The sequence below is a fragment of the Reticulibacter mediterranei genome, assembly GCF_016587455.1.
The window spans coordinates 55485-68693 of record NZ_BNJK01000004.1 but is presented as its reverse complement, the minus strand read 5'-3'; the positions used below and the strand labels follow the sequence as shown (position 1 = coordinate 68693).

The window sequence follows — 13209 nt, the reverse complement described above, 5'->3', positions numbered from 1 at the left end:
TATGCAATTCATATGAAGAATATTACCAGATCACGAACGATTATGTCAAGGCATTCTGGTAAGAAATACCAATTCTGTGATAAATATCACCATACATATGCAATTTTCTTGCCTGCCAGGTACGACATTTATATATCTCAGATTTTGAAACGTCATGCGAGGCTCTTGCACCACGCTATAGAGCTAAAGTATTGAGTATTTTCAGCTCTGGCATAATTTGGGGGATGTAGGGAAGAGAAAAGCAAAGAAAGCGAGTTAGACTAGGAAAGGAGTAACCGTTTCTTTAGGCAGGGCAACATACGGCTGTGCCTTGCCTCGTGCGATCAAGGATATTCTCCTTGATCGCCGACTACGATCAAAACTGGGATTGTTTTAAGAATTGGGGAACGGCCCCTGTAGCAATTTGGGGTGTTGACGAGGTTTGCACAGGGAATTATACAGGGAACATCCATACGGTTGATAACACTTCTGAAGCGACTATACCTTTTGGCGATCAATATAACTGCTACCATTTGGACGGAGGATATCACTTCATCGCATACGTCATAATCGACCAATAACCAAAAGCGCGGCCCTTCCTTGAACTAGATCGGAAGATTAACCCAGCCTTTCGTTGCTGGCAACGTAGTGCGAAATAGCTCGATGGCATAGGTGAGATCACGTATCGTCTGTGTATGCAGGATATCGTTCAGGTAGAGAATCCTTTGAGCCACAGGATCCAGGCGAAAGCACCAGTAGAGCGTCATCAAAGCGTTGATAAAGAGCGTGCTGCCTGCTGTTCGCCCGGTACTATGCACATCACCAAAAAGGCCATCAAGCGCGGCAAGAATCGAGGTGGAAACGATGCTGGGATGCTTCGGCATCGCGCGCAGAACCGCTTCAATCACCTCACGATAGCGCTGTACTTCTGGCATCTCTTTTGTCAGGCTCCAGGTTCCCAGAAAAGCATCACGGCGCGCCAATTCAGCAACAGCTTCCAGAAAATGGGCATGACAGACGCCGTGAAACGTATCGATACCAAAGCCGAGACAGAGCAACAGTTTGTGGGCAAGCGGGAGTTGATGCACGGCGGCAATGCTGGCGATATCCTCTTCGGGCGTGCCCAGACCCGGCTCGTCTCCACGCATCAGGCTATCAGTGCCGCCATCGATCAAAATAATTGCATCCACATGCAACAGATCGATGAGCGTCTGATAGGCGGTGAGCAATGGTTGTACACCTGTGCGCTCAAAGCAATAGATGGGCACCTGCTCGCTCTGTGCCGCGAACCACTGGGCGAGATACATTTCGGGAAAGTAGCGACTATTGCCCTGTGTAGCCGCCGTCACCTCCATCAAGGCAGGCGACAACCAGCGGCCCGTTGCCGAGAAGAGGGGAGAAAACGAGACATTCGCAAGATGAACCTGCTTTCCCTGATCGCGCAACCCAAAATAGAGCGGCAGACCACAGAAGATATCGAACCCTCCTCCAGCGCCCGCCAACAAAATGGATTGAGCCTGTTCAACTTCTTTAAAGAAAGGCAGCGTCAAATAATGCATTTTTCCCTCAATATATGATGTTCTCTTCTATTTGACCTTAGACACAGTTGCTCCCCCTACCTCTTCAAGAGGCACATCCATTGCTTTCAATGCAGGATTGACCAGCAGAGAGAGCGTCGTCACGAAATAGAGTATTCCCATTATCAGCAGCGTCATCTGCAATCCGATCCAGGCGACCACATAGCCGCTGAGAAATGTACCAAGCGGAATCCCGGCCAGCATACCAGCGCCCACCGCGCCAAAGATCCTTGCACGCATCTCGGCTGGTAACCGCTCCTGCATCACCGTTCCTACAATCGGGTTGACAACGGCGATGCCAAGCCCCGCGATGATATGCCACCCAATGAGAACAGGTAGGATAGGCAGATACAGGAATATCCAGAAACGCAGCGCTCCACCAACAGTATACCCTATTACACAGGTGAGACGGCGTGGGAGGCGATGACCAAAAAGGCCAAAGAGCAATGTGCCAACAAAGGCCGCTCCTCCCATCGTTGCGGTTATCAGAGCGAGAGGGAGAACACTGTTGAAAATGTGCTTGATGTAGACGGGTTCCACCACAGAAAAGAAAGCCGCATCGATCAGGTTGGTAATCAGGATCACCACAACGAACGAGAGGACGAGCGTATCATGCTGGATAAAGCGCACACCTTCCCGCAATGCCCCAAAATAGCCATTTTCACTCTTTGTCGCTTGCCTACTTGATTGGAAGGGAACGGCAAAGCCTATAAGCAGGGCTGAGATGGCAAAAGAAGCAGCATCGAGCCAGAGGAGATTGCTGGTTCCAATCACAGCGATCAACACACCAGCAAGTGGCGCACCGATCAGTCCGGCGATGCGGCCAATCCCATCGTAGAACGCGTTGGCCTGCTCCAGACGCATCGACGCCAGTTCTGCCAGATCGGGGAGCAGAGCGTGGCGTGCTGTCGTTGCAGGCGACTTGAGCAGCCCGCCCAGAAAAACGAGCAGGAGCAACTGCCAGAAGGCGAGGCCCGCTGTGCTATACAGGAATGGCACCAACATAATCGTAATACCGCTGGCAAGATCACCAATAACGCTGGTCCGCTTATAGCCCAGGCGATCCACCAGTACACTACCAAAGAACGCCGAAAAGACTGCTGGCAAAGTCGCAAAGAAGGCCGTAATCCCCGTCTGGGTCACGCTGCCGGTTGTTTGCAGCACAAACCAGGGAATGGCGAGCAGCGTACACATATCACCAACATTGGAGATAGCACACCCCACGAAAAATGCGACGATTGGGAGACGGTTAGCAGTTCTCGGCGCTTGCTCCGAACTGCTCATAGTGCTCCTCCTGCAATGTGAAGTATCGCGAATGTTTCTTCGTCTGAGATGATATCCAGCACGGCGCTATCGGTGACGCTTGCAAAACGCGAGAGAATAGCCGCGCGTCCGTCGATCTCCAGATATTGCCGGGGCAGCGTGCGAACGCGTGGATGCGCACGTAGAAATTGCTGGCTCTGCACCGTCTCTAACGCGAGCGGCTCCAATGAAGTGATACAGGAAGCCTTGCAGCTTTCACACAGCACTGTCACAGCGCGCTCATGAGGAGAGTGTATCCATGCGCGCATCTCGTCTTGCTCTCGCAGCCAGCGCGGAAACTGTTCTGGGGTCAGAATAGAGACTGGCACAGTCTGCCCACAGGCAATGCAGGCGATAGAGCCATCACGAAGCCCGGTGCGGTAGTAGTCATTGCACCAGGTAGTCAGGCGAGCATATAATCGCCTGTAGCCCTTCATCCCTTTAAGCGCGGCAAGATGGTTACGGTTGCTAACCACATCCGGACTACAAAGTGGACATTTGAGCAGAAATTTGCCTTCGTGGGGATTGTACAGAGCTAACAGGTGCCGATCGCCACAGATATTACACCAGAGCGGGGTCGTTTCCCAGCGCTCTCCGGCGTCGGCGGCATAATCAGCAATCTCCTGCCCCATTTCGTTTGTCAGGACGCGGCGCATGATGACTTTGCCACGCTGAATCCGCATCGCAACCGCCCCGGTATTTGTCCCCAATTTCGCGGCAATCTCGGCAATCGGCGACTCCTCAACATAGCGCTGAACCAGGGCGGTTCGTGTTTCCGGCGGCAACAGAGCCAGAGCGCGGTCTAGCAACACAAGTAACTCTTTGCGCTCAAGCTCGACTGCGACATCGAAATCTTCGGCCAGCACGTCTTCCAGCGATGGCAACAGGATATCCTGACGCGAGTGTTGTTGGAGCAGATGTGCCGTGTCGCGCCCCCGCGAGCGCTGCCAGCGGAGGCAGACGTTGCGGGCAATGCCAAAGAGCCATGCTTCCCTGCGCTCAACATCGCGCAGGGCATGCCGATGTCGCCACGCCTCTAGCAGCGTCTCCTGAACCAGATCTTCGGCAACATCGCCATTTTTCGCAACGTTGCTACAATAGCGTAACAGCCGCACGCGCTCCTCTGGCGAGACGAATGCGTCGGATATCTCCATAGTTTGCTTACTCATATGTTCCTCTCAGTGCGACGAGACAATCGTTGTTACCCCATTGTCGCGCTGAGAGCCACAAACATAACGCATTATTGGGACGAAATTAATCGGACCTGTTATTTTTTCATCATTGTCTTCGCAATTCGTTCGATGAAGCGCGTCAATGTATCGGTATCGGCGTTGAGAGGCAGGCTCACAACGATACGATCCACGCCCTTTGCGGCGAGTTGCTCCACCAGATCAACGGTGAGCGGCACACGCAAATGCACCGATATTTCGAGCTTGCCCAGCTCAGTTGGACGCGTCACCAGATCGGGGAGCGCAAGCTGTTGCAAGGTCTCAAGCACGCGTGCGATGCCGGACAGATTGAGATCAAAGCCATACCAGCCGTGTCCCCGTTCGAGGGCGCGGCGCAAGGCGGGAAGAGCCTGTCCACCAAAGACAAGCGGTGGTATGGGTCGCTGCAAAGGGCGCGGATAAGACTGCACGTTTGCAAACGAGGCGAAACGGCCATGATAGGCGGGTTTCGGCTGACTCCAGATGGCCTCCATCGCCGCCAGATAGTCGTCGGTTCGCTCCCCGCGCTCCTCAAAGGGAATGCCCAGCGCCCGAAACTCGGGTTCGAGATAGCCAACACCCAGGCCCACCACAAGGCGACCAGCCGAAAGCACATCCAGGCTCGCCAGCTCTTTCGCCAGCACAAGCGGGTTGCGCTGCGGCAAAATAATGATGCCCGTTGCCAACCGAATCGTGTACGTATGAGCCGCTAAATAAGTCAGGGCGATCAACGAATCAAGATAGGGTCGGTCCGGCGGCTGATGAAAACCACGAGGAGGGGGATCGGGCAAAACGATATGTTCTCCCGTCCAGAGCGAATCGAAGCCGCAGCGCTCCGCCGTTTGCGCCGCGTGTATCATATTCTCCGGGATGCTGCAACTGCCATAATTTATACCATGCAAACCAAATTTCATCTACTAACGCTCCTTGCACAGGCATCGAAACCACATCAGCAATCCCCTACATTGCAGCACACTTCCCTCAATCTATCAAGAGGAATTCACCACTTTATCAAACCATTATTAAGGATGCATCCCGATCACCGCTGTTCTGTCCGGTCAACTGCCAGCTTTGAATCTAGCGCTGAACAAGAGCTTCGATCCCGATATACCTCGCGGTCTGCAAAAGGTCATGCGTACGCGTGTTCTGGACCCACTCACTACCGCTTTCCCAACATGAAATACCCCTGGCAAGATGGACAGCCAGGGGTATTTTCGTGCAAAATTGGTTACTGACCTTCCGCCCCTCTGTACCCCCCTTGTAACACTTCCTTCTCCTGCGAGGCAACGCTTGAAGCTTCTTGATGCTCTATGTTGCCTGCCGGGAACCAGAACATCAGCACCAGGATAACAAGAGCCAGAACTAGCATTAGTAGAAAGACCCAGAAGAGGCTTTGCATAAATGCTTCCCGGAGCTGCTCCAGCAATGCGAGAGGGTAGGGGGCACGTAGCTCAGGCGTGAGCAGCAGCGTAGCTGGCGAGATCCCTTTGTGCATCTGCTCCGCGAGAGAAGGCACGTGGGCAGCAATCGGGTTGAAACGTTGGGAGATCTGAGCGTTCAAGATGCTGCCCATCACGCCAATCCCTACTGTGCTTCCCAACAGCCTCACAAATTGGGTCGAGGCGCTAGCGACACCTACCAGAGGCTTGGGAGCTGCCACCTGCACTGCTACCGTGTTGGCCGTGTTAGCAAACCCGAGGCCCAGGCCCACAACGACTACAGCTGCGATCACAAATGCCAGGCCGGTCTGCCGTTGCAAAAAAGTCATCATAACGCAGCCAACCACCATCAGCAGGCTGCCCACCAGTAACATGCGCCGAAAGCCCAGACGTTGTACGAAGAATGCTGCCATGATCGAGACAATCGACCACGCCAGTTGTGACGGGATGACCGTGAGACCTGCTTCGGTGCCGCTACCCCCCTGCACTGCTTGAATGAACAGGGGGGCATAGGTCGTCACACCGAACACAATAGCACCCAGCAGAAAGCCGCCCAGCGATGCCAGGGCAATGGCACGATTTTTGAAGAGATCAAGCGGAATAATTGGCTCGGCAGCCCGTTGCTCGACGAAGACGAAGGCGAGGGTGCCAACAATGGCGATGGCGAACAGGCCGTAACTCTGCGGCGAGGTCCAGGCCCAGGAGGTGCCTCCCTGGATCAACGCCAGCAAGAGGGCCAGAATGGTGCCGCTAATCAAGGCTGTTCCAAGGTAGTCGAGTTGATGCTTCTGACGTGCTACCTGCTCTTTATAGGCGACGATTAGCACAGCAAGCGCAATCAGGCCCAGAGGGATATTGAGAAAGAAGACCCAGCGCCAGGAGATGTGATCAACGATCAAGCCGCCAATCAATGGCCCGGCAATGCTCGATACTCCCCACAGCGCTCCTATGGCCCCCTGTTTACTGGCAAGCTCCTCTTGCGTCGTGGAGAGATCGGCAACAACGATCAGGACGAGAGGTAGGATTGCTCCTGCTCCAAGTCCCTGTATAGCTCGATAGATAATCAGTTGCTCCATCGATTGCGCGGCTCCAGCGGCTGCCGAACCGATCAGGAAGATGCCGACGCCAATGTAGAGCAAGATCCTGCGACCATAAAGGTCTGCGAGCTTGCCATACAGAGGCATAAATGTAGTAGAGACTAAAAGATAGGCCGAGAAGACCCAGGAATAGAGCGTGATGCCGCCCAGTTGCCCCACGATGCTGGGCATGGCAGTCGTTACCACCGTACTTTCCAGGGTTGTCAGTGCCAGCACCAGCATGAGCGCAAGAATGACAAGCGTTTTTGTAGACTTTGACATGAGTAAGGAATCCATCTAGACAAGAGTCGTGTATGTATTGTGGACATTGCTACTTCTGGTCAATGCCATTGCGAACTCAGCGGTTTTCAGGCTCATCAGGCAGGGGCATTCCCTGGCGGCGGAACATACCAGGCTGATCAGGCGGGCGAGCCGCGAAGCCGAATTGTGTATAGAAAGGGCTGATGTCTTTGGCGGCCATAAGTCCGATAAAAGCTCCAGGATGCGCGTGTCTATCCAGGTACGCCGTAATTGCCTGCATCAGTCGCTTTCCCAGCCCTTTGCCCTGAAAAGCTGGCAGGATAATAAGATCCTGCACGTAAAAGTACAATCCTCCGTCGCCGACGACCCGCCCACAGCCAATTACCTCTCCCTGGTGCAGGATACAGGCCGAGAACAGGGCATTGGCGAGCCCTTGCTTCGTCATCTCCTCGTCGAACAACATCCAACCCACCCCTTTACGCAAAGCGAAATATTCCTCAATCGTAGGTGCACGTTCTACGATCTGGTATTTCTCTTCTTGCATAGCTTTACCTTCTTTCTTGAACGGTTTCTATTTGACAGCAGCCAAACCCCTCTACGTGTAGAAATCTCCATATTTCCCTTGTATAATCTCGATATCATTAATCTCGATATCGAGATTAATGATATCGAGATTATACCCTCTGGCAGAAAGTATTGTCAAGATACTCGACGTCGAGATATAATAGGGGCATGGATAATGAAGATCAAGTAAGCCGTATTCTGAAACAGTGGGCAGAAGAGCGTCCTGATCTGGATGTCTCACCTATGGGGATTATTGGCCGAATATCCCGGCTGTCACTCACCATGAGCAAAGAGTTGGAATTGGTCTTTACGCAATTCTGCCTGTATAGATGGAGCTTCGATATGCTAGCCACCTTGCGCCGTTCTGGAGCGCCATATCGACTCTCGCCTAGCGCACTCTTTCGTTTAACGATGGTCACATCGTCAACGATGACCAATCGTATTGACCGTCTGGAGGAGAAGGGGCTGGTGAGACGAGTTCCCGACCCTGAAGATCGACGGGGTCTTCTCGTTGAATTGACCGAGCAGGGCCGCGAACTTATTGACACTGTGCTCCCCGCGCATGTAGCTAACGAGGAGCGAATCCTCAAGGCTCTTTCAAAGGAAGAACAACACACCCTCGCCACCCTCCTCGGCAAATTGCTTTCTTCGCTTGAACATCCGTCATAAAAGGCTGCAACCTTTTATGACATATCAACCAGCACTGCCTGTATCTGCGCTTACAAGAAACGCATCGATCTCAGCATTGGTAAAGTGTGCGATACGATCTGGCTTGAGGCCGTCCAGCATCGGCGAAGGTCGCCCCATTATCTGATCCGCGACGCTCTGGCCCACAGTTGGCGAAAGCGCGAAGCCATGCCCGGAGAAGCCAAGCGCGAGGATCAGACCTTGCCAGTCCGATAACGCGCCAATAAATGGAATCTCATCGATACTCTCGGCCTCCAGACCACACCACGCGCTCTCCATCTTCTGCTGAGCCACAGCCGGGAAGAGTTCGCTGGCCGTTGTCCAGTTGCCATCAATGCTTTCAGGGCGCAAGATATACGAGCGCCGATATTCTCCAATCGTGCCGGGCCAGCCTCCACCCAGCAGAAAGGCTCCATCGGGCAACTGCTTGAGCGAGAGCGAGCGACCAAGAGCGCTCAACACGGGACGCAACAGATTGGGAGTAGCCGGAGAGGAGCGCAACATCTGAAGCGCCTGCATACGTATCGGCAAACGCAACCCGATAGAGGCCGCAAGCTCATCACTCCACGCTCCAGCGGCCAGCACCACATGCGCCGCCTCAACCTCTTCGATATCGGGGTGAACCACACGCGCCCCCTCGACACGGCCCTTGCTCTCCAGCAGTGCCTGCACCCACGCCTCGGTCCAGTACATGGCTCCATGACGAATGGCGGCATTAGCAAACGCACGCGTCGTTCTGGCGGGGTCAGCCTGCCCATCATGGACGCTATAGCTGCCTGCCAGCACGCTCTCATTCAGACCTGGCACCAATTCGTGCAACTCCTGGCGATCTAGCAGCCGCACATCGACAAAGCCGTTTTGCTGTTGCAACTGCACAAACCTCGTCAGTTCGTCCGCCTCCTCAGCGCTCTCGGCCACCAGCAGATTGCCACCCTGTCGATAGTGCAGATCTGCATCCAATTCTTGCTCCAAAGAGGGCCAGCGCTCTATAGCCGCACTCGCCAGAGCCGCCTCCGCAGGATGCCGCCCCTGCCTGCGCACGCCACCAGCACTGGCCCAGGACGCTACCGGTTCCTGTGCCACCTGCGACCGCTCCACCACCAGCACACGTAGCCCCTCGCGCGCCAGATGATAGGCAATAGAACTACCGATGACGCCGCTCCCAATGATTAACACATCCGTTTTAACTTTGCTCACGCCCATACCTTTCTCACTCTTCTACAAAATAGATTGCTTCTTTCACAGTATCGCAAAAAGGGGGTGTATTTCAAGGGTCGATAAACCGAAAACGCGTGTTCCTTCTCTTCACGAGCTACTCAACCGCTTCAGAGTGGATCTCAGTTGCTCGTGTCTTGACAATCCGGCTTTTTCTGTCTATACTAGGTCATAGTGACCTACACAATGACCTACACAATGATCTGGTATAACTTCACCGTGTCAGGAGAGAAAGGGAGGCGGGAACATGTATGAGTTCATGATCCTGGCGTATCTGATGAGGGGACCAAAACATGGCTACTTAATCGCAAAGATTATCAATGACGTGATCGGCCCTTACGCACGAGTCAGCAACGGGCGCTTATATCCTTTGCTGTCAAAACTGGCACAATCCGGGTTGATCGAGATCGATACCCAGGAGCATCATCGTTCTCAGGGCGATCATCAGCTGCGCACCTATCGGATTACAGATGCAGGCAAGCTGCGGTTCTATGATCTCATGAGAGATACCAATCTCAGTTCGGGAGACTATCAGAAGATCTTCTGGCAGAAAAGCTGTTTTCTTGATCTACTAGAACCGTTTGGACGCTTACGCTTGCTGGATCATTACATCAATTACTGTCAAACCCATATCCTGCATATTACGGCAGAAGCAGAAGACTTTGTGCATTACTCCCAGGATTGGAAAGCCGAGTGGAATGAGGAAGGGATCGGGTCAATGGTGGAGTCAATGCATCATTGGATCAAACACTGGGAATTGGAACTGGAGTGGGCAAAAAGTCTGAAGTCAAAGGAGCTGGCAAGATCACAAACGGAGAGCGGTTCACAAGCCCCACGTTCTTCCCCAGAACGTATCCACAAGGAGCATGAACGATGAATCGGTAAGTACAACCCATCAACACACCAGAAGAAGCACCTGAATACAACAGGCTTGCTCAATAGCGCGTGTGGTGCCTCAGCCTGGAAAACTAGCCACCACACGCCAGCGGCGAACCACTTGCCTTTCATTCTACCATACGAGATGCAAGCAAGCGATCTTTACCATGTGTACAAAAAGCGAAAAAGTATAGGAGATTTGTTATGTATGATACCTCTATACCTGTCCTGATTATTGGCGGCGGTCCTGTTGGCTTATCAACCGCTCTTTTTCTGGCCCAGCAAGGTACGCCATCGCTCGTGATTGAGCGTCATCCTGGCACCTCGATCCATCCCCGTGCGCGCGGCATTAACATACGCACAATGGAATTGTTTCGTCAATTAGGCATGGACGATGCTATTCGAGAAGCGGGCACAGCCCTCGTCAACAACAAGTACTTCCTCGTAGTAGAGACCCTTGCGGGAGCCGAACTGAGCCGCTTCGAGCGTTTTACCCTTGGAGGTGAGGAACAGCTCTTGACCCCACAGGTCAGCCCGGCACAATCCTGCCTGTGCGCTCAGGATGAACTGGAACCGATTCTAGTACAGGCTGTACGCAAGCGAGGAGGCACAGTGCGCTTCGGCTGCGAGCTTGTCAGCTTTGAGCGAGATGACGATGGAGTAACCGCACAGATAAAAGAGCGCACGACGGGAAGAGTGCAGACGATTCGCGCTGATTATCTGGTCGCCGCCGATGGTGCTCACAGCACTATCCGTCAGCGCTTGCATATTCCTACGACCGGTCGAGGCATACTGGCTCATGAGATAAACATCTACTTCCGCGCCGATCTGCGAGCACTCACACAGGATCGCCCCTTTATCGTGTGCTATGTAAAAAACCCCTCCATCCAGGGCGTACTACTTTCCGTCAACAACACTGATCGCTGGCTACTCAACGCACCCTACAGCCCGGAGCAAGGGGAATCACCTGCCGACTTCACGCCTGAGCGCTGTCAGGAGCTTGTGCGTCTGGCTGTTGGCCTCCCCGACCTTGTGCCGGAAATCCTGGGTATCCTGCCCTGGGAAGCTGCCGTTCGTGTTGCCAAGCGCTACCAGCAACAACGCATCTTCCTGGTTGGTGATGCCGCCCATGTCATGCCACCATCAGGAGCATTTGGCATGAATACTGGCATTCACGATGCCCACAATTTGGCCTGGAAACTGGCAGCCGTACTCAACGGACAGGCATCACCCGTCTTGCTGACTACTTATGAGGACGAACGCCGCCCGGTTGCGCAGCTCACCACTGAACAGGCCGGCCTGCGTCTGGCTGGCAACATCTCTATCGATGGACCTGGCAAGATAGAGGGACTGATCGACGATGCCTGTATCATCCTCGGCTACCAATATCGCTCGTCAGCAATTATCCCTGAGAAGCTGTCAACTCCTCCCGTCGTCACGTTGGATTTACACGGGCAGCCCGGCACACGCGCTCCGCATCTCTGGGTAGAACGGCAAGGGCAACGCATCTCGCTCCTCGACCTCTTCACAACGCGTTTCGTACTCCTTATCGGTCCCGATGGCCTGACCTGGTATGAGTCCGCCAGCCATCTTGCTGCACACGGACTACCGATCGATGCCTACCGTGTCGGTCCCGGTGGAGATCTGCACGAATTGGAGGGCAACTGGCCTGATGTGTATGGCGTCTCGGCAGAGGGTGCTGTGCTGATCCGCCCCGATGGTTTTGTCGCCTGGCGAGCATACAATCTGAGCGAGAATGCGCAACAGTCACTTGAAACGCTCTTGCTACACCTACTCGGTCGAACCATCGTCGCTTAACCAGAACAGATATTCATTAGTAATCTCATTCGTAGTGGAGCGATTTATCGCGTTAATAGAGGTGCCTGTGATGCGGCTCCAACGCGATAAATCGCTCCACTACGAATGAGATTATCAAGTTTGGTTGTGAAATTTCATGCTCTTGCGGAATCAATGCCCTCCGGTATCAGTGACGCTTACCTTGCCCCAGAATATGCGATAGGTGAAGATGAAGTAGATGGAGGCAAGCACAATACCGATGATCCACCAGACCAGCCCGACCGTCTGGCCATATTCCGAGGCAGACGCGTTGATAACCGTCAGGCTGTTTGCTGGATTAATGGCGGGCAGAACATTGGGATAGAGGCTAAAGGCCGCGCTCGCCAGCATGCCGACAATAAACGCGCCCGACGAGAAGAGTGCCCACAGATCGTTCCCGCGCTGATGGAACACAAAAGAGCCGACCAGACCAGCCAGCGCCAGCAGCGGAAAGATCACGCCCCAGGGACGCTGTGTAAAGCTGGCATAGACCAGCGGCTGAATGAAAAATGTTGCCAGTGTCGCCAGAATACTCAACAGGACGGTCGCAACCCAGGCCCAGCGCGCAATCTGTTGAGCCTGATCATGCAGAGCATCCAGCGTCTTGACAGCAATATAGTTGGCACCATGCAGTACCAGCGTCGAAACCGCCATGAGGCCAACCAGCACCGTGTACCAATCCAGAATGCCCGGCGTCGGACTGCGCGGATTCAAAAAATCGGTCCAGAGTGGCAGAAAGAAGGTGGCATCTTTCGCCAGCGGCACACCACGAATCACATTGCCCAGTGCCGCGCCCAGGAAGACGGAGAGCAGTGAGCTACCAAGAAAGAACACAGCGTCCCAAAAACTGCACCAGATCGGACTGGGGATACGCGAACGCAATTCGATCGCAATCCCACGCAGCATCAGCAGCCAGAGAACGATCATTAGCGGCAGATAGAAACCACTAAAGCTCGACGCGTAGAGCAGCGGAAAAGAGAAGAAAAGCGTGCCACCAGCAGCAATCAACCAGACCTCGTTGCCGTCCCAAACAGGCCCAATGGCGCGCAAGATCAGGCGGCGCTCTTTATCGCTGCGCGCCGCGAACAGATTAATCGCTCCGGCCCCAAGATCGAAGCCATCGAGCACCACATACATAGTAAGCATGAAAGCAACCAGAATAAACCAGAGTGTTGGCATCTTCGTTCTC

The 13209-nt window shown here is 53.8% G+C and carries 11 protein-coding genes; 3 read left to right on the top strand and 8 right to left on the bottom strand.

Annotation, left to right across the window (positions count from 1 at the left end; all coding sequences use genetic code 11):
• Positions 1-584: 584 nt before the first annotated feature.
• The 6 genes from K3T83_RS54865 to K3T83_RS54840 form a co-directional block, all read right to left on the bottom strand.
• A complete protein-coding gene (locus K3T83_RS54865) occupies positions 585-1538 on the bottom strand; it encodes a DUF1152 domain-containing protein (protein WP_220211590.1) in 954 nt (317 codons plus the stop codon).
• 27 nt (positions 1539-1565) lie between these two features.
• Positions 1566-2840: an MFS transporter gene (locus K3T83_RS54860; RefSeq protein ID WP_220211589.1), complete on the bottom strand. Its 1275-nt coding sequence runs from the start codon at positions 2838-2840 to the stop codon at positions 1566-1568.
• On the bottom strand, positions 2837-4027 hold the full coding sequence (locus K3T83_RS54855; RefSeq protein ID WP_220211588.1) for an RNA polymerase sigma factor: 1191 nt from the start codon (positions 4025-4027) through the stop codon (positions 2837-2839). The genes K3T83_RS54860 and K3T83_RS54855 overlap by 4 nt, the downstream gene beginning before the upstream one ends.
• A gap of 98 nt (positions 4028-4125) precedes the next feature.
• The gene (locus K3T83_RS54850) at positions 4126-4980 is read right to left on the bottom strand and encodes an LLM class F420-dependent oxidoreductase (protein ID WP_220211587.1); all 855 of its coding nucleotides are present in this window, start codon (positions 4978-4980) and stop codon (positions 4126-4128) included.
• A 314-nt stretch (positions 4981-5294) separates the two neighbouring features.
• Complete coding sequence (locus K3T83_RS54845) at positions 5295-6863, bottom strand: MDR family MFS transporter (protein ID WP_220211586.1); 1569 nt, start codon at positions 6861-6863, stop codon at positions 5295-5297.
• A gap of 76 nt (positions 6864-6939) precedes the next feature.
• The gene (locus tag K3T83_RS54840) at positions 6940-7386 is read right to left on the bottom strand and encodes a GNAT family N-acetyltransferase (protein WP_220211585.1); all 447 of its coding nucleotides are present in this window, start codon (positions 7384-7386) and stop codon (positions 6940-6942) included.
• A gap of 188 nt (positions 7387-7574) precedes the next feature.
• Between K3T83_RS54840 and K3T83_RS54835 the strand changes: the two genes are divergently transcribed.
• Positions 7575-8075, top strand: a complete 501-nt coding sequence (locus K3T83_RS54835; protein ID WP_220211584.1) for a MarR family winged helix-turn-helix transcriptional regulator — start codon at positions 7575-7577, stop codon at positions 8073-8075.
• A 24-nt stretch (positions 8076-8099) separates the two neighbouring features.
• On the opposite strand, the gene K3T83_RS54830 is transcribed toward K3T83_RS54835, so the two are convergent.
• Positions 8100-9290: an NAD(P)/FAD-dependent oxidoreductase gene (locus tag K3T83_RS54830; RefSeq protein WP_220211583.1), complete on the bottom strand. Its 1191-nt coding sequence runs from the start codon at positions 9288-9290 to the stop codon at positions 8100-8102.
• A gap of 265 nt (positions 9291-9555) precedes the next feature.
• On the opposite strand from K3T83_RS54830, the gene K3T83_RS54825 reads away from it, so the two are divergent.
• Positions 9556-10185: a PadR family transcriptional regulator gene (locus K3T83_RS54825; protein ID WP_220211582.1), complete on the top strand. Its 630-nt coding sequence runs from the start codon at positions 9556-9558 to the stop codon at positions 10183-10185.
• Positions 10186-10388: 203 nt separating this feature from the next.
• Positions 10389-12002, top strand: a complete 1614-nt coding sequence (locus tag K3T83_RS54820) for an FAD-dependent oxidoreductase (RefSeq protein WP_220211581.1) — start codon at positions 10389-10391, stop codon at positions 12000-12002.
• A 150-nt stretch (positions 12003-12152) separates the two neighbouring features.
• Here K3T83_RS54820 and cydB read toward each other — a convergent pair whose 3' ends face one another.
• Positions 12153-13199 (bottom strand): cytochrome d ubiquinol oxidase subunit II, encoded by a 1047-nt coding sequence (cydB, locus tag K3T83_RS54815; RefSeq protein WP_220211580.1) that lies wholly within the window; start codon positions 13197-13199, stop codon positions 12153-12155.
• Positions 13200-13209: the final 10 nt, after the last annotated feature.